Source organism: Robinsoniella sp. KNHs210 (assembly GCF_000686105.1).
Lineage (GTDB): Bacteria > Bacillota > Clostridia > Lachnospirales > Lachnospiraceae > Robinsoniella > Robinsoniella peoriensis.
Genome location: NZ_JMLZ01000001.1, coordinates 1,647,124 through 1,670,854 on the forward strand (window position 1 = coordinate 1,647,124; position 23,731 = coordinate 1,670,854).

The window sequence follows — 23,731 nt, forward strand, 5'->3', positions numbered from 1 at the left end:
GGACTTAGAAATGTATCGAAGCGTTATCGTGTCATAGCCTCCAGCTCTAAGAAAAAAGTGGCAAGCGTAAACTATAGAAAAACACGTCTTCCCTACAGACTGCCATATATGAAACTTCAACAGGCTGGAAGAACACTCATTACCGTTAAAGTTTATAATACAAAAAATAAATTTATCGGAAAATACAGTTGCATTTTAACGGTTCAGGCAAATAAAAAAGTTGCGGGGCTATTGAAAAAAGCCAAAAATAATACGATACTTGCAGTTGCCAATGCTGCCAATGTTGTTGTTCATGCAAAACCTGCTGCTTCGGGAACAGTACTCGGGACTTTCGAGCGAAATTCTGCTGTTTTAGTTGCGGCATCCAGGTTAAACAGCAGCAAAACAACACAGTGGATTCCGGTTTATATGCATCACGTGGCGGGAACGAACGGACAAAAGAAAGTTGGTTATGTGCTTGCCACCCAGGTTAGTCTGGAAGGTGTGAAAACAAGTCGTTTTTCGGATGACAACCGGCGAAATCAAATATGTAAATTTGCGATGAATTACCTGGGGACCCCCTTTGTCCTGGGCGGAACATCGTTAATCTATGGCACCGATTGTTCGAAATTTGTCAAATATGCTTATGAATTGGGAGGCGGTGTGTATAGTGTATCTGCACCTGGAGGAAGAACCGGCATTTATCCCCATACCGATTCGCTTTTGAATTATGGAGTCCAAATACCCAAAAATCAGCTGCAGCCAGGGGATATCATATTATATAAAGACAATGATCCCTGCTGGGGGCCGGTCGGCCATGTAGGAATCTATATTGGAAGCGGATTTATCATAAATGAATCCGGACATTACGGCGAAATTTATCCCTCAGGCGGAGTCCGTATTTCTCGTATTAACTATGGTAACCGCATCGCTTACATGTTTCGTAATATTTTAGATTAAATGATGCGCTTTAAAATCAAATTCGGTTGATTAGATAGATAGTTACGCGGAAAAATCGGTATTTGTCCGCGTAACTAACGGGGGCTTACCTACCTCATGGTTACATATCACTCTGCGGTATGTTCACCATAGATCTTACTTAACCCATAACTTAAATAATTAGTCAAGATTTTAGTGCCCTATGATAAAAACTTTTTCATTCTTCTATCTCGTTTAATCTAATGCTCTTACGTTGAATCGTTACACGGCCACTATATATTATTTTCACGCAGCTATAAGTAATTCTAGTTAGTTTAATATTATATAATTGTTATATAATTACGTTTTGATTGTTATATAACTACGTTTTAATTGTTATATCATTACGTTTTATTTCATATTCAGTCTATATCATATTTTTTTTAAGTTTATATATAAATACTTTGCATTATTTTATAAGCGCGTATCTGTATATTACTGTCTGTTGTAATGAAAATTCAATAACATTATGTCCTTAATTCTACGTTCTAAATATTTATATTTTATTATTCTTTACTAGTATCATTTTAATTATATATCAATTTCACAATATCACACTGTCAGCCTCAAATAGTTTACATAATTATATTATGTAAACTATTTATGAATTTATACCCAATACTCACTCAAATCAGGAAGTACTGTTATACGAAACCGTTTTCATTAACTTTCCTAAAGATATCGGTTCCTTGCAATTAAATTCATCACGATATAGCTTAGCAGTCATAATCTGACTATTATAATAGGTTTTATAAAAATATTCTCCTGTATTGACATTCATAAATGCTGTGTACTGAGTAAAGTCATCGGTTCCGCGATGTGTAGCAACTACTCCTTTCGGTATGGATACCCCCTCCATGATATGAAAAGCCGTAATTACTGCTTCACTTCCACTGGACGGAATAGGTGTGTTGCTCTTTTGGAATGATGTTCGTACAAATCTTGAAGGCGGTGAATAATCTCCAGGTAATCCGATAGCTCCACTGCCCTGCCCAAACGGTGATAATACTACTTCTCCCCACTGTTCTTTTTCTGATTGATGCGGAGATACATTCATATAATTTCGCAAATTAGTCATATGCCATTCAAAATCAGGACTGTTGGATAGCACACCGATTGGATTATCGAATAAATGGATTCCGCTCTTTGTACATTCAATAACCATAGATTTTCCACTTTTATCTGTAATCATCCAGTGTAATGGCGCTATGGAATTCGTTAAGGAATCTTCTACTCCAATTATTCTGATTCTATGCATGATCGATTCCGCCTGTGATACGGATGCACACATTCCCAACAAAAAGTTCACCAGTTCAATAGCTGCAATGGAGATTTTCTTTACCTCCGGCAATACAGCTGTCTCGAAATGGGCATACCCCGGAAAATATAGCGCTGCTGCGGCAAAACCCATCTCATTCACTCCATCTACAAATATCAAATCGGAAATATCCTGACCGATTCCTATAAAACTATATTGATTATATATTTTAGCAGATTTTTTAGTGTTGCTCCAAACATAATTTCGGGGCACTAGGAAAAGCTCCGGATCTAATGTAAAAGAAAAATCCATTGTTCTGCCAAAAAAAGTTTCACCTTCAGCAGTTTGCATTGTCATTGCTGTACACATATGGTAACCCTCTTTTCTCAGTTATCTGGCAATATGCCTTCTCAAATAAATATTCTGCAAAGTTCATAGATATACCAGATTTTTTGATATTTCAAATCCAAGGTCAGCCGATGTCTTTAAAGAAATCGGTTGACAATATCCAATGTTGGTGATATGATTTATCCAAGATTGGATAGGAGGTGATCAAATATGATACGTTCACTGATTTTATACTATTTAAATGTGAAACCAACCCATGGATACGAAATCCAGAAATTTTTACAGGTCGCCGGGATTGATAACTGGGCTAAGATACAATCCGGTTCCATCTACTATGCTCTTACGAAACTGGAGAAAGACGGTTCTGTAGAGGTTTTGCGCGAAGAAAAGACGGGTGCCCGAATCCGTAAAATCTATGTTATTACCGAAAAGGGAAAGCAGGAACTGAGGGAAAATTTACAGATGGAATTGCTGACCCCCATCACCCCCATTGGTTCTGATAAATTTTTTATTAATAATATTCTTGACGAGTTACCGAAAGATGCAATCATTGCAGCCTTGAAGAAGCATCTTTCTGACCTCACCAGCCAAAAAGAATACTGGGAAAAATGGCGGCAGACAAAAGTCGTAAAGGACAAAACTCCCGGAGCGGAAAGAATCGCATTTGATATGACAATTGACAGTCTGAAATATCAAATTCTCTGGCATGAAGAAATTTTGTACAATATAGACCAGTATATATCTCTGGGCAAAGAAACCCGACGTATTATACAGTCAATTGACTTCTCTGCTGTTGACAATGAAGATACGGTTACGGCATCAGCCAAACTCGTAGATATCCAAAAACTGCGTGACGAAATTGTAAACAACCCGTCTAAGGCGATTGAAAATGTTGATAAGCTGATTGAGCAGTTAAAGCGAAAGTAATGTATTATAAAGCACGTTATCACAGCGTGCTTTATAATAAAATCATATATCCAATATTGGATAATAAAGTTTGATTAAAATACAATGACTATAGGAGGATATCAAATGAAACAGACCGTATTAGAGGTTAACAATCTCTGCAAAAGTTATGGAGAAAAGAAAGTGGTAAACAATGAAAATTTTATCGTGCATACTGGTGATATTCTGGGCTTCATTGGTCCCAACGGAGCTGGTAAAAGCACCTCTGTCAATATGATTACAACACTGGTGTCACCTGATAGTGGCTCTATCCTTTTTCATGGCAAAGACATCGCCAGAGAAAGTAACCGTTTCAAAAGATCTCTGGGGGTAGTACCTCAGGATCTGGCAATCTATGAAGATTTATCTGCATATGAAAATGTCCGGCTCTTCTGCTCTCTCTATGGTTTCAAAGGCTCCGAATTGAAAGACCGGGTAAAATATTCGCTGGAATTTGTGGGATTATGGGATCGGCGTAAAGATATTCCGGCAAAATTTTCCGGCGGTATGAAGCGCCGGTTAAATATTGCCTGTGCTATCGCCCATACCCCGGAACTCCTGATCATGGATGAACCTACTGTCGGCATTGACCCACAATCCCGCAATAACATTCTGGAAGCTGTTAAAACACTTCATGCCAGAGGGACAACTGTAATCTATACTTCCCACTACATGGAGGAAATTGAAGCTCTTTGTAATCGAATTGTGTTAATTGATAATGGTGTTGTGTTAGAGGATATGGAAAAACAGACATACAAAAATAAATATGCCAATCTGGGGCTTTCAACTCTGGAAGATATTTTTCTGCATCTGACTGGTACGGATTTAAGAGATATGGAGGGGTAAAAATGGGAGAATTTAACATACTATTTTACTTCGGCTTAAAACGCCGGATGAAAGATTTTTTCATTCTTTTTTATAACATTGTTTTCCCAACGGTCATTATCATGTTGCTGGGATACCTGACTTCAACATCGTATGGCGATGGATTTACGTCTTACAATTACTACACCGTTACGGTCATACCATTTTGTGCTTTAATGGGAATAAGTACGGTTTCCTATGCTTCTCAGGATGAAAAACTGCTTCATACTTCTTATCGGTATATTGCCGCACCAATCACTCCAAAACAGATTGTTCTGTCAAAATTCTGTTCCTGTGCAGCGGTACTGTCAATCTGCAATATTATTGCCTTACTTATTGGAAAACTTCTATTCCGGCTTGATTTTCATGGCAATATTTTGATAGTTATTATTCTTCTGATTTGCGAAACTGTTGCCGTTACAGGAGTTGGTTTATTTTTAGGGCTGGCATGTAAGAATTTGGATACTCTGCGTAATTTTTTAAATATCCCCATTGTTATATCCGGATTCCTTGGCGGCGTATTTTTCCCGGTCAGTTCATTCCATCCTGTGCTCTCAGCACTTATAAATCTCTCGCCTCTGACATGGATTAATCGTGGCATCATCTCCTGCCTGTATGATAACAGAACACTAATACTATACGTAATTTCAGCTGTACTGTCAGCAGTTGGCATCGCTATGATGCTGTTGACAATCCGTTTTTTCAAAAAGGAGGCCTTTATCTGATGACTATACTGAATATCTTACAAAGCAATTTCAAACGCAAACTGGCAAACAAAACACATTTTACCATCATGCTGGTGCTTCCAATACTAGTGGTCGTTCTTGGTATCGCAGCCAATATAGCAAGCAGGCCTTCTTTTACAATTGGCGTATTAAACCCGGTTCCAACTGTAAAATCAGAACAGATCATTGATACATTAAAGTTAACATCCGGAATAGAAGTAGAAAATGCTTCTCCCCTTACCATGAAAACAGATATCATAACCGGACGCTATTCAGCGATCATTGAGTTTTCCAATGAAACCTTTCATATCAGTTCCATAAAAGACCAGAAAACCACAGATATACTTTCTGTTATTGTTGAAAAATATTTCGAAAGTCCCACACCGATAGATATCAAACCGCTATTTGGATCTTCCCTGGGCATGGCGCAGCGTATCAGTGCATTTGTTGTCCTTTTTCTGATGATATCAGCAGCAATTAACGCTTCTTTTATCACAAAAGATAAAAGAAGCGGAACTCTGCGCCGTATCCAACTTTCACCATGCACCGCCACTTCCTATGTAGCCGGCAATGTACTTTTTAACTCTGTGATTACTTATTTTCAGTATTTTATCGCCGTGTCAGTGATTGAACTGTTCCGTCTGAATACAGGGATCAGCTATGGAAATTTCCTGTTTATGGGTATCTGGGTGACTCTTTTTGCTGCTGCTTTTGGCACATGTATGGCCTCTTTATTTCATCAGGAAATGCAGGTTAATCTGTTCTCCGCCTGCATTGCTATCATGCTCTCTCTGATCGGCGGAACATTTACTGCATTAGAAAGAATGCCCCCGATGCTGCAGAGAATCAGTATGATCAGCCCAATTCGGTGGTTTATCGACAATGTGAATGCTATGGTGCAGGGGGAGTCGTGGTTTCAGGGGATAAGATCAATTATCATACTGTCTCTGTTTATAGCAGGTTTATTTATAATAGCAGCAATTGGAAACCGGAATTACGCTGGGCAAAATCACTGAAATGGCTGACGCAGCATGGTGTTTTTCAATTGCTATTGACTCTCACATGATGTCAGGGTATAAAGTAGAAACGTTCCATACGATGACATTGAAAAACCGGAGGAGAGAGACGAAATGATTAAAAATCACAAAGATTATGTTATAACCCCAATCGGAACTATTTATAAAGAAAATGGAAATCAGCTGATTTCCTTAGAAAGCGAATATCGCAAGGGGCTGAAATTCATTTCCCTGTTCAGCCACGCAATTATCATTTATAAATCCATTCATTCCCCAGCCAATATTATACCTACCTGCCTCTCTCAAAAAACAGTGCAGATTTATGAAGCAGATGAAGATTCAGGCTTACTTACTATTAATGAACTCCAGTTAGAGGGGGATATTCTGACTCTATATGATATCAAGGCTTATTTTCCTAACGAGGATTGTGTCAAAAATGTTTCCATACCACAGTTCCCCGTAAACCTGGACACTCTGCCCCCTGTATCCTGCAATGATTTATTGCAGCTTGGAACCATTCATAAGGAAAAAGGTGAATATTTTCTGGAAATACCCGTAGATTTTCAATACTATTCCAAGCTTTTAAAGGGCTATTCCCATATAAAAATCTGCTGGTGGTTCCACAAATTCGATAAACCGGTCTTCCGCAGAACCCTGGAAGGCCAGCCGCCTTATGAAAATGCGCCCAGAACCGGGGTATTCGCATCCCGCTCTCCGGTTCGTCCCAATCCCATTGCCTTAACAACTGCACGGATCTTATCCATTGATGAAGCCCATGGAAGGATTCACGTATCTCAGCTGGACTGCTTTGACAAAACCCCTTTTCTGGGTTTTAGCCTGTATCATCCGCAAACCGATCAAGTAAAGGACTGCCGTCTGCCTGACTGGCTGGCACATTGGCCGAAATGGCTGGATGACAGAGGTTTTGAAAAAACCGGTGATGTGCGTATCCTTCCTTCTTCTATTGAAGTCCTGAAAAAATACACGATGAAACAGGAGGCAGAATCCCATCCTTCTGCCCATAATTTAATTTTTTCTACCGACGATGAGGATTTTGCCGGACATACCGATGGTATTGTCATAAAAGGTGCTAGACAAAATAATCTGAAAAATATTGACGTAACGATTCCCTATGGCAAAATAACAGTCATGACCGGCATGAGCGGAAGCGGTAAATCAAGCCTTGCATTCGATACGATATTTGCAGAAAGCCAGCAGCGCTTTTTTGAAAGCATGTCACTGTCTGAGCGTTCTCAGTTTAAGTTGATGAGCAAGCCTCAGTTTGACCAGATTACCGGTCTGCCACCTGCCATCGCAATATCCCAGCGCAATGCAAATAGAAATCCCAGGTCAACCGTAGGTACCATGACCGATATATATGATCTCCTGAGGTCATTGTTTGCAAATATCGGAGTCCGTCACTGTCCGGAATGCGGAAATTCTATTGAGCCCCTTACCGCATCTGAAATTATTCACCTGCTGCTTAACTGCATGCCGGGAACCGTTCAGGAAATACGGCCATTTCATTCTGATTCTGCACTGGCTACATTAATTGTACCTGAATTTCTAACAGAAAAAGAATGGAAAAATACAGATCATTATTACCGCAGATTAAAAGATTCTATAGAAAAAGCATTGAAACTGGGCAGTGGAGCCATAACCGTCAAACTAACTTATCCAGGAATGCCGGAAGATAAAATTCATTTTCAGACAACGCAAATGTGCTATCACTGTGACCACGTTCTGTTTGAGCTGACACCATCCAGCTTCAGTTTTAATAATCCCGAAAGTATGTGTCCCGTATGTAAAGGTCTTGGCCGTATCATGGAAGCAGATATTCATAAAATCATCACGAACCCGGAATTATCCTTATTGGACGGTGCTTCCCCATTTTGGGGGAATCTGCGGAAATTCCTGAAATCCCCCAATGCCAACTGGATGAAAGGAGAAGTACTCGCTCTTGCTATGGACGAAAATATTGATCTGGAACTGCCCTGGAGCCAACTGCCTGAGGATTTTAGAGAAAAAGCATTGTTTGGCTCAGGTGAGAAAGAGGTTTCATTTATGTATGAAAACCGTAATGGGCGAAATGGCACCATTACGCGAAAAGTGGAAGGTGCATACCATATCATTCACAGACTTTTTAAATCCAGTTCCGGAGATACGGCAAAACAGATTGAAGAAACATACATGACAGCAAAAACCTGTGATTCCTGCAAGGGGGAACGCCTGGCTGCGGAAAGCCGAATGGTGACCATAGCAGATACCAGATTTCCGGATGTGGTACAAATGTCTATGGAACAGCTGCAAAACTGGATCACTTCACTGCCTGCCAGTCTGGAACCCACAAAGATCAATTTAGCACTTCCTATTCTAAAATCGATGTTCAAGCGTTTAAGCAATTACATGGATGCAGGACTCTCCTACCTAACTTTGGACCGCTCTGCCCCAACTCTATCCGGGGGAGAATTGCAGCGTCTGTTATTAGTAACACAGCTAAGCAGCGGAATATCTAATATACTATATATTTTAGATGAGCCCACAACAGGTCTTCATTCAAAAGATACCCATAAACTTTTGGATCTGATAAAGAAACTGCGGGATATGGGAAATACCATGATTGTAGTCGAACATGGTGTTCAGGTAATGCTTGCCGCAGATAAAATTATTGATATTGGTCCTTATGCAGGGGAAGCCGGAGGTTATATAACTGCACAGGGCACCCCCGGGGAACTGATGCAAAATAGCGCGTCCCAAACAGGCGCTTACCTTTCCGGCAGGCAACGGGTAAGCATTCCCGGAAGAACTCTTTTACATGATAAAGATTCCTGGGTTCAACTGACAGGTGTTAAAGGCAATAACCTGAAAAATATCAGCATTTCATTTCCGGTACAGGCCATTACCTGTATTACGGGAGTTAGTGGCTCCGGTAAGAGTACTTTAGTGGATCAGGGTATTTTCCCGGGTATTCAGAACTATCTGGACGGTAAAAATGTATCTTGCTGCGGTTATGATTCCGTCATGGGCGCTGATCATTTTACAAAAATTATCCATATCACACAAAAACCAATCGGACGGTCCAGCCGCTCCACGCCGGCTACTTATACTGGCATTATGGATGAAATCAGGCTTCTATTTGCCCAGACTGATACAGCCAGAGAAAAAAGTTTTAAGCAGAGCCATTTCAGTTTTAACAGTAAAGATGGTCAATGCCCGGTCTGCCATGGATATGGCTTTCAATCCCTGGATACACAATTTATGCCTTCCGCTGCAGTTGAATGCCCTATGTGCAAAGGCAGGAAGTTTAATGACGGGGCACTGACCGTATCTTATAACGGGAAAAATATAGCCGAAGTAATGAATATGAGTACCCAAGAGGCTCTTCAATTTTTTTCCGAAAATCAGAAACTTCATACGATGCTGAATACCTTAACGGAGATCGGACTGGGATATTTAAAATTAGGACAGAGTTCACAGACATTATCCGGCGGTGAAGCCCAGAGAATTAAACTAGCCACAGAACTATCTGTAAACTCTTCCGGCAGAACACTCTACCTGCTGGATGAACCGACTACCGGACTCCATTTCAGTGATATTCAGAACTTACTTATTATGCTGGATAAAATCGTACAGAATAAAAATACAGTTATTTTAATTGAACACAACCTGCAGGTAATCAAAAATGCAGACTGGATTATTGACCTTGGCCCGGAAGGGGGAACGAATGGCGGAAATGTTGTATGCCAGGGAACACCTGCAAATGTCTCCAGATGTAAAGAAAGTTATACCGGGGCAATGTTGAAGGAAGTTATAGAATAAAAACACTTTAACCGCAGAGTCAGTTACAACATAAAAACCACAAATACACATCGCATGTACTTGTGGTTTTTTATTATATCAGGATTTCTAAGTTATCTTACAGTCTTGTTTTCTGCCTCTATTTCCCACCCCGGATATCATGCAAAGTACGAAGTTCTAAAGAAACATCCGCAAAATGACGCATGCCTCCTTTTCCGGCCGGCGATTGCGCAACCAAGCCTACCTGAATCTTTTTCTGCATGGGCAGGGAACAGATTCTTGCCATCATATAATTCTCACCATCCAATGAATAATGAACTGCAAAGACATTGTCTTTACGCGCCAGCTGCAGCCATACCTGAGTTCCCTCTATATTCACACCATTTGCATCATCAGAAGTCTGATTTGTCATAACAGTTACAACGGAATGGGTACCAATGTCTGTATACTCAAAGCATGCTTTTGCCCATAAACGCTCATTTTCTAATGCAAGAAGAATACAGGCATCATAGACATCGGTAAAATCATGGCTCACTTTTGAGCGCAGTACAAAGTCTCCTTCTACTTCCTGATAAAAAAACGGGGCATGTGTTTCAACGCTGCCATTGATTGGGTTAACAAAGTAATTTGTTTTTTCCGGTGCGTAAATATGTATTCCATTTTCATCTACTGTACTTTCAGTATCCATATTCCACTTAAATTTAGAGCAATCCATTATTCTTCCTCCTGCAGTTCCCTTATTTAACTATTAAAGTCATTGTATGTATCCAATATGCTGCTTATCTGTTTATGCTGCCATTCACAAGACCTCAGATTTACACTACGTTATCCGCTGGATACCGTTTTTGGGATTTTAGCGTGAAGTCTTTCTGGTAGAATCTATGGAAGTCATGCATTGCCTTGTTATTTTCAGATTCATGCAGCGTTATGCTTTAATAATACCGCGTATACTCCTGGAATGCAATAACAAAAAAGTTTGCTCTTTTTACAGCAGGAATATGGGAGTATCTGATCAGTCCGGCAAAATGCTTATTGATAAAATGCCTTCATCGATTTACGGAAACTTAGCAAACTGATGATAGCCGCCACTGACAAAATAATTAAAATATTACTGTAAACATACACGCCTTCTGATACAGGAGCAATCGCATGTATTTTTAAATAATCAACGATCATAAAACGGCTGCATACTGCAACACCAATGGAGGAACTGATATTGATCGTCAGATCATTGATGCCGATACCTCTGCCTACTTCAGCCGGTGGCAGGGAACTGGTTACGGTATCCAGCATTGGAGAATAAATCGTATTATACCCTGCAAAAAATAGTATACCCGCCACACTTAGAACTATTTTTCCTTTATTCATGAAGAAAGCAGCGCACAGAAGACCCAGGAAAATCATGAATGCCCCCAGGCTGATTGTCTGATATCTGCCAAGCCGTGCCGTAATTTTATCCCCATTGATGCCCACAACTGCAGCCGCAATATATCCGGGCAGCAGGATATAAGAAATAAGATCCAGAGACCGGGGATACAAGGTACTTACTATAAAGGTACAGATAAAAGCAAATACAAATTGTGCCAGGTACAGTGCAAATACCATTATTACTGCCTTTGTATATTTTTTGTTTTCTCTGAAAAATCCCGGTGTGACAAATGCATCTTCTTTCTTGCTGATATAAATTAAAAATACAATCAGCACAAGGATTTCAATCCCCGCATAGATTGGCCTGAAATCACTCAACATCAGCATAATCACTACAATGCATATGCTGAACAATCCAATTCCGAATACATCTACATGTTTTATTTTCCCTTCATTCTCTACCGGAGCATACTTCCATATAATTGGGATAAATACAACTGCCATCAGAGAAATAAAAAACAGTGCTTTCCAATTAACATAGGTTGCAAAAACACCTCCCGCCAGTACACCACATGCCTGGGCTATCTGAAAACAGGCTGTGAACCAGGCAAAGTATTTTAGCTTTTCTTTCCCTTTTGTATATCGTGATGTGATGACCAGATATAAGGAACTGATTGCCGCCTGTCCTACGGTCTGCAGCACCCTTGCAGCTACTACCATATAAAAATAATTTTGAAACAGCAATCCGAATGCAGAACCTGCCACAAATACCGTAGTCCCAAGAAGCAGCAGTTTTTTCACCGGTATATAATCGGAAAGTGTTCCATAAACCACACTGCATACACCCAGGGCTACGGTACTGAGTGTTACAATCATACTTACTTTACTGGCTGAAACATGAAATTCTTCCGCTAACACCGGAGAAACCGTTACGAATGCCTGAACCATTAAATTGGAAAGAACGAACAGAATTAACAGACAGGGCAATAGTTTTCTTGTATTCTTTTCATTATCAACGTCCATTTTATTCCTCCCGGGCTTTGCTGCAGCGTGTAAAAAGGTTCTGCATGGTATCATCCAGATCTTTTACCAATGCTTTATCATTTACTCCTATGCATACCTTTACATTGGGGTTCACATCCCTCAGCTTCTCCTGACTCCCTATGGTTCTTCCTGCTGCCGCACCTTCTGTGACCACGGTCATATGCATTGGAAGCATCTGAAACCAATGGGGATTTTTTGCTGCGGCAACCGCTGAAGGATCATGGAGATAACATCCCCCAATGGATATGTCATGTTCTCCTATATAGTAATCTGTCATGTCTGCAAATACGCTGCCTGCAGTGCTGCCTGTTTCTCTCCATTTCCTGGTAGACTCTTTTGTTAAGACTGACCGTTGTGTCACATCCAGCCCCACCATTGTAACATCTACTCCGCTTTCAAATAAATACTTTGCCGCATATGGGTCCTGTGAGATATTTGCTTCCGCATATGGGGTAACATTCCCCGGTATTGTCAAGGCTCCACCCATGATCACCACCGGTCCCATAAACTTCGCGATTTCCGGAGCTTTTATAAGGGCTGATGCCAGATTTGTCATGGGTCCCGTTGCAACAATCACAAGATCTTTTTTATATTTTTTTACAGAAGATATCAAAAAGTCAACACCCGGCATATCTTCTTTGTTTCTCTGGGCTTTTATCATTGAGACCTGACCAACACCATTTTCTCCATGAATTCTTGCACTCACTTCCAATCTTAAAAATCCAGGTTTCTTTAATGCATGTTTTTCACCTTCATAGACCGGAATGGATGCCTCATTACACATTTCCAGAATATTCAATACATTTTGTACTCCCATATCCGTATAGACATTTCCATAAGTTCCTACAACCCCCAGTAAATCAATTTCCTCACTTCCCAGTACATAAGCCAGAGCCATTCCATCATCAATCCCCGTATCCAGATCTAAAATCATCTTCATCTTTTCTTCTCCTTTCATTCACCCTGGAGCCTGTTTGAAAATAATAAAAGCAATTTTCAAATCCCTCTGGTGAATTCTGCATATTATTTGTTTTTCTGCGCTTTTATATTGTGCATATTTGTAATATAATATTTTTAAGATATTTTTTCACTGACAGTTGTCACTAACGAGGAGGTTTATTTTTGAAATTTATTGAAGATGCAAAACAAAAAAACTGGTATATTGAAAAATACCAGATTCACACTATGTTTCACTCTAATATCAGAGAGCATATGCAGTTAGCCGTTTATCAGGAAAAAGAATATGTTTATCATCAGGGGGATTTGCTGCAGGGATTGTTTGTTTTTCTCACTGGTGAGTGGAAAGTATATTATTCTCTCGAAAATGGCAAGGATGCTGTTTTCCGCCTGCTAAAACGCCCCCGCATCGTAGGTGAAATAGAATTTATACTGAACTCGCCAGCTACAACAACCATCCAGTCCACAAAGCTATCCTATGCTGTTTATCTTCCCTTTCAGCAGTGCCGCAGCCTGTTAAAAGCAGATGCCGTTTTTCTTGGAAATATTAGTTATAATATGGCTGAGGCTCTTTATATAACTAATAATAATGCATCTATTAACCAATATTATTCCCCAAAAAGCCGCATTGCATCTTTTATTTTATCCATAGAAAAGGATGGTCATTTTACATTTAACTATAAACTCCTTCCGGGGCTTACCGGTATGAGCGACCGCCATATGTTCCGTATCTTAAATGATTTTATTCAGGATGGATACATTAAAAAATCGGGGGATTATTATACTATTTTAGAATATGGGGCATTAGAAGAGATTTCATGCGAAGCATATATTTATGAGATCTAATTCTTTCATAAATAGTGCATTAAGTGAATACTACAAAAAAATGGACGGCAACCTGCCGTATTAAAACGTAATACGGCAGGTTGATAACTAAATGTCCAGAGAGTTTTATTATTTAGAACGATTTTTACTTACTACATCAAAGATAACTGCTGCCAGCAGTACCAACCCTTTTACCACTTTCTGGTAGTTGGCATCCACACCCATGATATTCATTCCCAGATTGATTACCCCCATCAGAGTTGCACCGATAATAACGCCGGGTACCGTACCGGTTCCGCCATACGCAGAAGCGCCGCCGATAAAACAGGAGCCGATGGCATCCATTTCATAGTTGTTTCCTGCTGTAGGATTAGCTGAATTTAATCTTGCAATGGTAACCATTGCCGCAACTGCCGCCAGTAATCCCATATTCAGATAAGCAATAAAATACACTTTATTCGTGTTGATTCCAGATAACTGGGTTGCCTTTTCATTTCCGCCTACGGCATAAAAATAACGTCCGATTGTTGTTTTCGATGTGATATAAGAGTAAATGAGTATCACCACTAAAACCCAGATTAAAACGTTGGGAATTCCTTTATATTGTGCAAGCCGGAACATAAAAGCCAGGATCACGATGCAGATAATAGCTGTTTTTATTACAACGCCTGCTAATTTCTCTGTCTCGTAGCCTTTTTTTATTCTGCCTGCACGACCTTTAAATACTACGAAAATGTAGATCAAAGAAGCCAGGATTCCTGCCAGAACACATATAATGTTAATGCTGCCGCCAAATGGGTCCGGTATGTAATTGTTGAACAGCGCAAGGTAATGCTCCGGCATTGGCGCTACCGTGCGGCCATTCAGAATTACGTTAGACAGTCCGCGAAAAACCAGCATACCGGCAAGTGTTACGATAAACGGAGGGATACGGACGAACGCAATCCAGAAACCCTGCCATGCTCCAATTAAGATACCAACTAAAATCATAATCAGGATGACCAGTGCCATATTCATATTTTTATTGACCATTAAGGTTCCGCCTACAGCACCTACAAAACACACAACTGAACCTACGGACAAATCGATATTTCCTCCCGTAAGGATACAAAGCAGCATACCGGCTGCCAATATGAATACATAGGCATTCTGGGCAATCAGATTTGTCACATTCTGAGGCAGAAGCATCTTACCTCCTGTCTGCCAGGTAAAGAATAAGGTTACCAGAACCAGAACGATTACCATGGTATATTTTTTTATAATTCCTGAGACTTTTGCTTTATCCATTGTCTACTCTCCTTTACTCGATTTTAAAATACATGCCATAATCCGCTCCTGGGTTGCTTCTTGCCTGGTAAGTTCCCCGGCTATCTTTCCTTCATTCATAACATAGATACGGTCAGACATTCCAAGTACCTCCGGCAGTTCCGATGAAATCATAATCACCGACTTTCCTTCTGATACCAGATCGTTGATAATACAGTAAATTTCATATTTTGCTCCTACATCAATACCTCTTGTAGGCTCATCCAGGATCAAGATATCCGGTTCTGCAAACATCCATTTTGCCAGCAGGACCTTCTGCTGGTTTCCTCCGCTTAAATTCCCCACATTTTGTTCTACGGAAGGACATTTTGTCTTCAGCCGTTCCTTATACTCCACAGCAACCTGATATTCCTTATCCTGATCTATCACCGTCCTTTTGCTGATGGCTGAAAGATTGGCAAGGGTCGTATTTATTTTAATGGGATTGGAAAGGATCAGTCCGTTTCCCTTTCGGTCTTCTGTTACATATGCCAGCTTTTTCCGGATTGCATCTCTTACGCTTCTCAGATGCACTTCTTCCCCATTCAGGAAAAGTTTCCCGGAAATATTAGTACCATAGCTTTTTCCGAAAATGCTCATGGCTAGTTCTGTTCTTCCGGCACCCATAAGCCCGGATATTCCAACAACCTCACCTTTGTGGACTTTAATGGAGACATTGTCGCAGACCTTGCGTTCTGTATACAACGGATGGTGTACCGTCCAGTCTTTTACCTCCAGAAGGACCTCTTTTTTTACAAATTCCGGACGCTTAGGAAAACGGTCGGTTAGGTCTCTGCCTACCATTCCTTTTATGATACGGTCTTCTGATATATCATCTGTCTTTTTATCCAGTGTCTCTATGGTTGAGCCATCCCGGATGACTGTAATTTTATCTGCTACATAGGCAATCTCATTTAATTTATGAGAAATAATAATCGACGTCATTCCCTGGCTTTTGAACTTTAAGAGCAACTCCAGCAATGCCTGTGAATCTGCTTCATTTAAAGATGCTGTCGGCTCATCCAGAATCAAAAGTTGCGCTTTCTTAGCCAGGGCTTTTGCAATCTCTACTAACTGCTGCTTTCCTACCCCGATATCTTTAATCAATGTTCTTGAGGATTCCTGCAGCCCTACGGTTCTTAAATATTTATCAGATTCTCCGTATGTTTCATTCCAGTCAATCGATAAACGGTTTCCTTTTTCATTTCCCAGATACATATTTTCCCCAATGGTCATATAGGGAATCAGTGCCAGTTCCTGATGTATAATTACAATTCCTTTACCCTCACTGTCCTTTATGTTTGAAAAATTACAAACTTCACCCCGGTAAGTTATATCTCCTTCATAAGTTCCGTGGGGATAGATGCCGCTAAGTACATTCATCAAAGTAGATTTCCCTGCCCCGTTTTCTCCTACCAGCGCATGGATCTCACCTTCTTCTACCTTAAGATTTACATTATCAAGAGCCTTAACACCGGGGAAGGTCTTGGTAATATTTTTCATTTCCAATAGTATACCTGCCAATTGAATCCCTCCTGTTCTTTTAAAAAGGACATTGCTTTCAAAGCGTGATACGCCTTTTGCAACGTCCTTTTGCATGGCATTTTATTTCAGGTCATCCTCCGAATAGTATCCGGAATCTATTAATAACTCTTTATAGTTATCCATAGTTGTAACAATTGGGTCACAGAGGAAAGTCGGAATAACACCGGTACCGTTATCATAGGATTTAGTGTCGTTAACTTCAGCTTCTTTTCCCTGCATGATGGCATCTACCATTTTAACCGCCTGGTTTGCCAGTTCTCTGGTATCTTTAAATACTGACATGGATTGTTTACCTGCAATTAAATTCTTCACATTGGCAATATCGCAATCCTGCCCTGTAATAATTGGCCATTCTGCCATACCTGCAGCTTCCAGAGCATTTTCAACCCCAAGAGCCGTTGAGTCATTAGAACAAAGTACTGCATCCAGCTTATTGGCACCGTCTGCATAATTACCGGAAATAATCGTATCCATTCTGTTCTGGGCTGTCTCTGTGGACCAGTTTGCTGTTGCAACTGTTGCAAAATCGATCTGACCTGAAGGAACTACCAGTTTACCGGAATCAATGTATGGTTTTAATACGTCCATTGCTCCATTGTAGAAGAAGTTGGCATTGTTATCACCGGGATCCCCAGTGAAGATTTCCAGGTTAAACGGCCCGTCAGCATTTTTCAGATCCAGTTTTTCTTCAATGTATTCCCCTTGTTTGGTTCCTACTTTATAATTGTCAAATGTAGCATAGTAGCTAACTGCATCGGAATTCATGAGAAGACGGTCATAAGAAATAACAGGAATTCCTGCTTCTTTTGCCTGCCCGAGTGGGGTTCCAAGTGATTCGCCGTCAATAGAGGCAATTACCAGAACTTCACATCCGTTGGAAATCATATTTTCCACCTGGGAAACCTGTGTAGCCACATCGTTGTTGGCATATTGTATGTCAACTTCGTAGCCTGCCTTTTTAAGCTGTGCTTCCATATTTGTACCATCCTGATTCCATCTCTGGAGATCCTTTGTGGGCATTGCTACGCCAACAAGCTTTCCGCCTCCAGTGCTGCCGGCTTCATCTGCCTGCGAATCAGCCTGACTGTTTTCCTGGCTTTCCGCCGCACTGGTATCTGCCGCCGCTGTTGCCTCCGTTGCCGCTGTTGATGTACTTTCCTTTGATGTTGCCGCCGTATTACTTGCAGATCCACATCCAGCCAGCATACCTGCTGCTACTACACCTGCTGCTAAAATACTCACAACTTTTCTTTTCATTCTAATACCTCCCTGGTTATCGTCTCGTTTTTCTTTACACCCATAATATACCACTTTAGAAACAGGACTTGTTTGCGACATCCTGCAGATTTTTATGATCATAAAAAAATGCCCTGAAAATACAGGACATTTTTGTTGCAAAAAAATACTATAAATCCTTCACATTCAAATATACATCTTCTGCCGAATGAAAATCGCTGTCTATAATTTCTTTTTGCATATTATCTTTATTAACTGCTATCGGCATGAGCTTCATATAAGGCACGTTATAAGATCCGTCATATATGGTTTCATCTGTCTTAATTTCTTCTCCTTTTCCCATTTTAACGGCATATTCAGAAGCCGTTTTTGCCAGTAAATCCACAGATTTGTATACGGTTACTGCCTGGGTCCCTTCCACAATTCGCTGACAGGCGCTTAAATCCCCATCCTGTCCCACAAGTACTACCTTACCTGCCATCCGGTTTTCCGCCAAAGCGCGAAACGCCTGATTTGCCAAATTATCATTGCCGCACATTACACCGGCGATATCTCTGGTTTTTTCCAATCCCTTATTTACTTCATCATATGCAATTTCAGAAAGCCATCCCTCACAATTGGCACTGTACACGATATTCAGCCCGGAGCCATCGATTGCCTTCAGAAATCCCTCCTCTACCATAGAAACATTATGGTCTGTTACCGGTCCTTTAATCATGAAGATATTGCCGCCTTTTGGCAGATTTTCTGCCATTGCCTCTCCCATCAGCCGGCCTACCTCTTCATTATCAAAAGATAAATAAAGATCCACATCTGCATTTTCAATTAACCGGTCATAGGCTATAATCTTGATTCCTTCCGCTTTTGCTTTTTGTGTTACTTCAGAAATTGCTTTTCCATCTACCGCTATGATCACCAGGACATCCACTTGTTTCTTAATGCAGTAATCAATTTGGGCAATCTGCTGTTCCACATCTCCATTGGCATTTTGGACATTTACCTCCGCCCCTTTCATTCTGGCAAACCGTTCGAACACGTCCCGGTCTCTAAGCCACCTTTCGATTACAAAGGAATCAAAACAAAACCCTATCTGGATCTTACTGCTTCCGGTAACCTCATGCTGTATATCTTTTTGATTTTTTCCTGCACATCCTCCCAGAAATATACAAAAGCATAAACAATATGCCAGTAATTTCACATAATTTTTTCTCATCCACCTAACCTCTCCCTATATTCACTGGGTGTTACCCCTTCCTGTTTTTTGAAAATACGGCTGAAGTAATTGGGATCCCCATATCCTGACATCAGACAGATTTCCTTAATACTCAGCTCTGACCTTTTTAAAAACTCCTTAGCATTTCCGATTCTGGTTCTCGTTAGATACTCTATAAAATTTTCTCCGGCTTCTTCTTTAAATACTTTGCTGAAATAATAGGGGCTGATATTTACCACTTTGGAGACATCGTCAAGGGAAATATCTCTGGAATAGTTCTCCTTAATATACTGCTTTGCCTTCCAAACGACACTTTCCGTCTGTTCTTCCTGCTTTCTTACAATATTGTGGCATACTTCTGTAATTTTATCTAAAAACCACCTGCGGAGATCCTGATAATCTTCAAATCCGGTCACCTGGGACAGATAGTCCCGTCGATAGCGGAATCCATAGGTCATCCCGCCATGTAAAAAGGCTTCTTTTTCTGCAACCATGACAAATTCCAGTACCTTGATCTGAATATCTTCTCTGCAGGCTTCATAATTTTGTACCATCCAGTCGAAAAAAACATTTGCCTGGGTTCTCGCTCCACCTATGTCTGCCTTGGCGATCATCTGAAACAACTTCTTTTCTGTTTCTACTGGATAATCTCCATCGTAATCGCAGCCGATTGGAAGATCCTCGATATGTGCCACTCTCCCCTTCCCCTCCTGGAGTGCTTTTACCGCTTCTTTGTAAGAATCCTGCAGTTCATCCATTGACTTTACTCTGCCTATTCCCGCTTTAAATCTTGCATCAATGCTTTTTTCCAGCCGCCGAATGAGATTCCTCATTTTCTCTATGACCTGAATCCGGTCGTCATATTCCAGTGCCGACTGGCTCCACGGAACATAAAGTGCGATTTTATTTGACATAATGGGACCGATACAGCAGCTGAAGTATCCTTTGACTACTTCCCTAAAATCATCATAAAAGCCCTGTGCTTTCACGCTCATTCCCACAGCATTTGTCAACATCCCATTTTCGATGGATTCCCCGAACTGGATTACCATCATAAATCCATAGTCATCTTCAATATCAAGCAGTTCTTTATAATTTCCGGTATCGGTGGGCAGGCCATCCTGCAATAACAGGTTGTAAATAAATCCGCTTTCAATAATAGGGATTACTGTTTCCAGCTTTTCCTGTATCTTCAGATTCTCACTGCGCTTTTTCCGCTCATCTTCTACCACGCCCATTGCTCTGACCAGTACGTCTATGATCACTTTCCGGTTTACAGGTTTCGTGAGATATTCCAATACGCCTAGATTGATAGATTCTTTAGCATAACCGAACTTATCATAAGCAGTAATTACAATAAATATGGTACTACTGTTAAATTTCTGAATCTCTTTCATTGCCTGAATCCCATTAATTCCGGGCATCTGAATATCCATAAATGCAATATCCGGGCGGAATGTTTCCGCCAGTTCAATCACTGCCCTTCCGGTTTTTGCACAGGCAATCTCTACCTGCCCCTTAAAATTAGATTCGATTGTAGTTTTGAGGGACTCAAGCATAATCCCCTCATCATCTGCCAATAGTATTCTATACATCCTGTTCCTCCTCTTCCCTTGTACACTAGTGCCTCCCGGCGTAAATATGCCACTATATAGCACCCGCTATCCGCGCCAGCTGCACGTCTGTGAATCTAGTCGTAGCCCGCTACGCCGTCGATTCACAGACGCACACCTGACACAGATATCAGGCACTATATATCGGCGTATTTACGCCGGGAGGCACTAGCAATTCTTCAGAGGGATTTTCAGCGTTACTTCTGTTCCCAGATCGATTCCTTCACTATGTATGGACAGTATCCCTTCTGTATTGTAATACAGTTCGAGCCGGTTGATCACATTATCCAGCCCGATTCCCGTTGAATCCGTTTCCATGCTGGTGCCAGCCGCTTTCTTCTCCATGACCTCCCGAATGCGTTCCTGCTCCATTCCCTTGCCATTATCTATAATGCGAATCTGTATTCCGTCCTCTGCACTTTCCACGATCATACGGATGGTTCCTTCCCAATCAATATTCCGGATACCATAATTTACCGCATTTTCTACAATGGGCTGAAGAATCATACTTGGTATCTTAACATCATGAAAAGAAGTGTCTACTTCTTTTGTAAAGTGAATATCCCCTGCAAACCGGACATTCAGGATATAGATATAGTTGTCCACGGTTTCGATTTCTTCTTCCAGTGTGGCATCTTCTGTCATTTTCCTTACATTATAGCGGAAGAAATCTGCCATGCGTTCTATAAACAGACAGGTCTTCTCAGCATCTTCCATCATTGCAAGCTGCGCTCCCGCATTCAGCGAATTGAACAGAAAATGGGGATTAATCTGTGCCTGCAGATATTTCAGCTGCACATCCTTGAGATGGGTCTCCATAAGCAGCTCCCGCTCCATCATCTTTTGTTCCTTCTCCATGCTTACCGTAATTTTGACAATGTATTCTTTAATGCTGAATACCATCTGATTAAAAGCCTTCGCAACAATCCCCACCTCATCATTTCCGCTGACCTCTAACAGCGGGGCATCCAGATTTCCTGCCGCAACTTCATTTGCAGTCTTTGCCAGGCTGGATAATGGACGGATGATACTTCTTGTAATCAAAAACAATAAAAAGGTGTTGAAAATACAGACCAAAACCAGGATTATGGTACTTGCAATCTCCATAAAATTCAAAGATCCAAGCAAAACCTGATAGCTGTTGGAATTTGCCTTGAACTGCATGTTATTCAAACTGTAAATATAGGCGTTAATATATTGGTAAAGCTTTTGCGCTTCCTGGTAAGAATCTTTATATTTCTGGGTATTACTGGCACGTTTTGCCTGAACGGTGGCATCCACAACTTTGAGATAGGTGTCGGACATATTTCTTATGTTTTTCTCCAGAAGTTTCATCTCGTTATCGGTAGTATCCGCATTCAGACGACTGATAAATTCCTGATAATTCTGGTTATTCCGATAATAATCTTCCAACGCATCAGAGCTTCTGGTCTTCAGATACTCGAAAATATCACCCTGCATATTTCCCAATGCATCTGACAGATCATTCAGACTTACATTACTTGCATAGATGCCGTCAATTTTCTGTATGGTCTGGTTTACTTCCCCATATAACAACAGGTTGCTGGTCAGCAATATAATAGAAGTAAAAGCAAAACTCAGCAAAAGCTTTGTACGGATGGATAAATTTTTAATGATTTGTCTGCTCTTCTTCACTTTCCAAATACTCCTGTACATTATTTTGGTTGATTAGATATAGGTCTACACTATTAAAGTCACTGACATACCCCATCTTGTCATACTCCAGCAATGCATCGATGCATTTTATTCCCATCTGTATTGTATCAATCTCAAAGGTGGCGGGAACCACATTTCTTTTGATTGCATTCAAAATCTTTTCCGAGGGGTGATAGCCTATGATTGCCACTTCTCCAACTTTATTATAATCAATCACAGCCTGATAGGCACATTCCGTATCCACCTCATCCAGGCAAACCAGAATATCCGGAAGCATATCTTCATCCCGGAAAATACTTCGAATGGTTTCTTCCGAGTCAAATGCAGTCTGGTTCTTTACCTGATAAGAAGCTATTTCTATCTTTGATTCCTTTCCCAATGCGTCCTTCACAGTTGTTTTCATTTGGGCAAACACAAGATTTTCATTTCCATTTTCCGTCTCTCCCTTTAATAATACCAATACCTTTTTGGTATCATCCTCTATGTTCCGAATGATCTCCTGTCCATACTCTTCACCCATCTGTACGCTGTTTATTCCAATGAAGCTTCTCCTCTTCGTCTGTGGTGCATCATCCCATACAGTTACAACAGGTATTGCCTCAGATGAGGCTTTGTTAATCAGGGTCTCTATCTTCTTACTTCCATCCGGATGGACGATGATTCCGTCTGCCTTTGCAGCAATTCCCACCTCCATCAGATCTTCTATTCCGTAATCCACCGACAGATCTGCACCTGCAAGTTCCAGATAGATTCCATTTTTTGCGGCTTCTTCTTTTGCACTGCTGTACACTGCCTGCCAAAAGGAGGATTTCATGTCTTCTGTAATAAGTACATAATGCTTCTCGTATTTTTGAAACTCATTTACCGGATCTAATTCACTTTGCCGGATCATGCGGTCATAATAAATCCAGCCTCCAGCCGTCACTGCCCCAAGCAAGAGTATTCCGGTAACGGCTGCGTATATTTGCTTTTTCATAATTTCCTCCGATTGTGCCATAAAATCCGCATTTATTTACTCATTATACTATATCAAAAAT

18 protein-coding genes are annotated in these 23,731 nt (G+C 40.7%); 7 read left to right on the plus strand and 11 right to left on the minus strand.

The window, feature by feature from the left end; genetic code table 11:
• The first annotated feature begins 108 nt into the window (after positions 1-108).
• On the plus strand, positions 109-939 hold the full coding sequence (locus tag CD03_RS0106420) for a C40 family peptidase (protein ID WP_197041633.1): 831 nt from the start codon (positions 109-111) through the stop codon (positions 937-939).
• A 649-nt stretch (positions 940-1,588) separates the two neighbouring features.
• Here the strand turns inward: CD03_RS0106420 and CD03_RS0106425 are convergent.
• Complete coding sequence (locus tag CD03_RS0106425; protein ID WP_027292932.1) at positions 1,589-2,584, minus strand: choloylglycine hydrolase family protein; 996 nt, start codon at positions 2,582-2,584, stop codon at positions 1,589-1,591.
• Positions 2,585-2,773: 189 nt separating this feature from the next.
• On the opposite strand from CD03_RS0106425, the gene CD03_RS0106430 reads away from it, so the two are divergent.
• From CD03_RS0106430 to uvrA, 5 genes are all read left to right on the plus strand, one after another.
• Positions 2,774-3,490: a PadR family transcriptional regulator gene (locus CD03_RS0106430; protein WP_027292933.1), complete on the plus strand. Its 717-nt coding sequence runs from the start codon at positions 2,774-2,776 to the stop codon at positions 3,488-3,490.
• 105 nt (positions 3,491-3,595) lie between these two features.
• Entirely contained in the window at positions 3,596-4,354 is a 759-nt protein-coding gene (locus CD03_RS0106435; RefSeq protein WP_027292934.1) for an ABC transporter ATP-binding protein, read from the plus strand.
• Between the two features lie 2 nt (positions 4,355-4,356).
• Positions 4,357-5,097 carry an ABC transporter permease gene (locus tag CD03_RS32635; RefSeq protein ID WP_027292935.1) on the plus strand — a complete coding sequence of 247 codons (741 nt, stop codon included), beginning with the start codon at positions 4,357-4,359 and terminating at the stop codon, positions 5,095-5,097.
• Complete coding sequence (locus tag CD03_RS32640) at positions 5,097-6,113, plus strand: ABC transporter permease (protein WP_044288948.1); 1,017 nt, start codon at positions 5,097-5,099, stop codon at positions 6,111-6,113. Before CD03_RS32635 ends, CD03_RS32640 begins: the two co-directional genes overlap by 1 nt.
• 114 nt (positions 6,114-6,227) lie before the next feature.
• Positions 6,228-9,932 carry an excinuclease ABC subunit UvrA gene (gene uvrA, locus CD03_RS32645; RefSeq protein WP_027292936.1) on the plus strand — a complete coding sequence of 1,235 codons (3,705 nt, stop codon included), beginning with the start codon at positions 6,228-6,230 and terminating at the stop codon, positions 9,930-9,932.
• Positions 9,933-10,050: 118 nt separating this feature from the next.
• On the opposite strand, the gene CD03_RS0106455 is transcribed toward uvrA, so the two are convergent.
• The 3 genes from CD03_RS0106455 to CD03_RS0106465 all read right to left on the minus strand — a co-directional run bounded on the left by CD03_RS0106455 (position 10,051) and on the right by CD03_RS0106465 (position 13,263).
• Positions 10,051-10,626 carry a DUF1349 domain-containing protein gene (locus tag CD03_RS0106455; RefSeq protein ID WP_027292937.1) on the minus strand — a complete coding sequence of 192 codons (576 nt, stop codon included), beginning with the start codon at positions 10,624-10,626 and terminating at the stop codon, positions 10,051-10,053.
• Between the two features lie 314 nt (positions 10,627-10,940).
• Positions 10,941-12,302 (minus strand): MFS transporter, encoded by a 1,362-nt coding sequence (locus tag CD03_RS0106460; RefSeq protein WP_027292938.1) that lies wholly within the window; start codon positions 12,300-12,302, stop codon positions 10,941-10,943.
• Between the two features lies 1 nt (position 12,303).
• A complete protein-coding gene (locus CD03_RS0106465; RefSeq protein WP_138002123.1) occupies positions 12,304-13,263 on the minus strand; it encodes a nucleoside hydrolase in 960 nt (319 codons plus the stop codon).
• A gap of 182 nt (positions 13,264-13,445) precedes the next feature.
• Here CD03_RS0106465 and CD03_RS0106470 point away from each other — a divergent pair, with 182 nt between their 5' ends.
• Positions 13,446-14,126, plus strand: coding sequence for a cyclic nucleotide-binding domain-containing protein (locus CD03_RS0106470; RefSeq protein WP_027292940.1), 681 nt, complete (start codon positions 13,446-13,448; stop codon positions 14,124-14,126).
• 108 nt (positions 14,127-14,234) lie between these two features.
• Here CD03_RS0106470 and mmsB read toward each other — a convergent pair whose 3' ends face one another.
• From mmsB to CD03_RS0106505, 7 genes are all read right to left on the minus strand, one after another.
• Positions 14,235-15,392 carry a multiple monosaccharide ABC transporter permease gene (gene mmsB / locus CD03_RS0106475; RefSeq protein ID WP_027292941.1) on the minus strand — a complete coding sequence of 386 codons (1,158 nt, stop codon included), beginning with the start codon at positions 15,390-15,392 and terminating at the stop codon, positions 14,235-14,237.
• 3 nt (positions 15,393-15,395) lie between these two features.
• Positions 15,396-16,934 (minus strand): multiple monosaccharide ABC transporter ATP-binding protein, encoded by a 1,539-nt coding sequence (gene mmsA / locus CD03_RS0106480; RefSeq protein WP_027292942.1) that lies wholly within the window; start codon positions 16,932-16,934, stop codon positions 15,396-15,398.
• Positions 16,935-17,015: 81 nt separating this feature from the next.
• Positions 17,016-18,212 (minus strand): multiple monosaccharide ABC transporter substrate-binding protein, encoded by a 1,197-nt coding sequence (gene chvE / locus CD03_RS0106485; protein ID WP_027292943.1) that lies wholly within the window; start codon positions 18,210-18,212, stop codon positions 17,016-17,018.
• Positions 18,213-18,360: 148 nt separating this feature from the next.
• On the minus strand, positions 18,361-19,404 hold the full coding sequence (locus CD03_RS0106490; protein ID WP_027292944.1) for a substrate-binding domain-containing protein: 1,044 nt from the start codon (positions 19,402-19,404) through the stop codon (positions 18,361-18,363).
• Entirely contained in the window at positions 19,401-20,999 is a 1,599-nt protein-coding gene (locus CD03_RS0106495) for a response regulator (protein ID WP_027292945.1), read from the minus strand. Before CD03_RS0106495 ends, CD03_RS0106490 begins: the two co-directional genes overlap by 4 nt.
• 186 nt (positions 21,000-21,185) lie before the next feature.
• Complete coding sequence (locus CD03_RS0106500) at positions 21,186-22,694, minus strand: sensor histidine kinase (RefSeq protein ID WP_044288951.1); 1,509 nt, start codon at positions 22,692-22,694, stop codon at positions 21,186-21,188.
• Positions 22,648-23,670 carry a sugar ABC transporter substrate-binding protein gene (locus tag CD03_RS0106505; protein WP_027292947.1) on the minus strand — a complete coding sequence of 341 codons (1,023 nt, stop codon included), beginning with the start codon at positions 23,668-23,670 and terminating at the stop codon, positions 22,648-22,650. Before CD03_RS0106505 ends, CD03_RS0106500 begins: the two co-directional genes overlap by 47 nt.
• Positions 23,671-23,731: the final 61 nt, after the last annotated feature.

Bases quoted from the DNA above. Each gene is read 5' to 3' on its own strand.
- CD03_RS0106455 (WP_027292937.1), bottom strand. From the start codon at position 10,626: ATGGATTGCTCTAAATTTAAGTGGAATATGGATACTGAAAGTACAGTA.
- CD03_RS0106430 (WP_027292933.1), top strand. From the start codon at position 2,774: ATGATACGTTCACTGATTTTATACTATTTAAATGTGAAACCAACCCAT.
- CD03_RS0106490 (WP_027292944.1), bottom strand. From the start codon at position 19,404: ATGAGAAAAAATTATGTGAAATTACTGGCATATTGTTTATGCTTTTGT.
- CD03_RS32640 (WP_044288948.1), top strand. From the start codon at position 5,097: ATGACTATACTGAATATCTTACAAAGCAATTTCAAACGCAAACTGGCA.
- CD03_RS0106495 (WP_027292945.1), bottom strand. From the start codon at position 20,999: ATGTATAGAATACTATTGGCAGATGATGAGGGGATTATGCTTGAGTCC.
- CD03_RS0106460 (WP_027292938.1), bottom strand. From the start codon at position 12,302: ATGGACGTTGATAATGAAAAGAATACAAGAAAACTATTGCCCTGTCTG.
- CD03_RS0106420 (WP_197041633.1), top strand. From the start codon at position 109: ATGAAACTTCAACAGGCTGGAAGAACACTCATTACCGTTAAAGTTTAT.
- mmsB (WP_027292941.1), bottom strand. From the start codon at position 15,392: ATGGATAAAGCAAAAGTCTCAGGAATTATAAAAAAATATACCATGGTA.
- CD03_RS0106435 (WP_027292934.1), top strand. From the start codon at position 3,596: ATGAAACAGACCGTATTAGAGGTTAACAATCTCTGCAAAAGTTATGGA.
- CD03_RS0106505 (WP_027292947.1), bottom strand. From the start codon at position 23,670: ATGAAAAAGCAAATATACGCAGCCGTTACCGGAATACTCTTGCTTGGG.
- uvrA (WP_027292936.1), top strand. From the start codon at position 6,228: ATGATTAAAAATCACAAAGATTATGTTATAACCCCAATCGGAACTATT.
- CD03_RS32635 (WP_027292935.1), top strand. From the start codon at position 4,357: ATGGGAGAATTTAACATACTATTTTACTTCGGCTTAAAACGCCGGATG.
- CD03_RS0106465 (WP_138002123.1), bottom strand. From the start codon at position 13,263: ATGAAGATGATTTTAGATCTGGATACGGGGATTGATGATGGAATGGCT.
- CD03_RS0106425 (WP_027292932.1), bottom strand. From the start codon at position 2,584: ATGTGTACAGCAATGACAATGCAAACTGCTGAAGGTGAAACTTTTTTT.
- CD03_RS0106500 (WP_044288951.1), bottom strand. From the start codon at position 22,694: ATGTACAGGAGTATTTGGAAAGTGAAGAAGAGCAGACAAATCATTAAA.
- chvE (WP_027292943.1), bottom strand. From the start codon at position 18,212: ATGAAAAGAAAAGTTGTGAGTATTTTAGCAGCAGGTGTAGTAGCAGCA.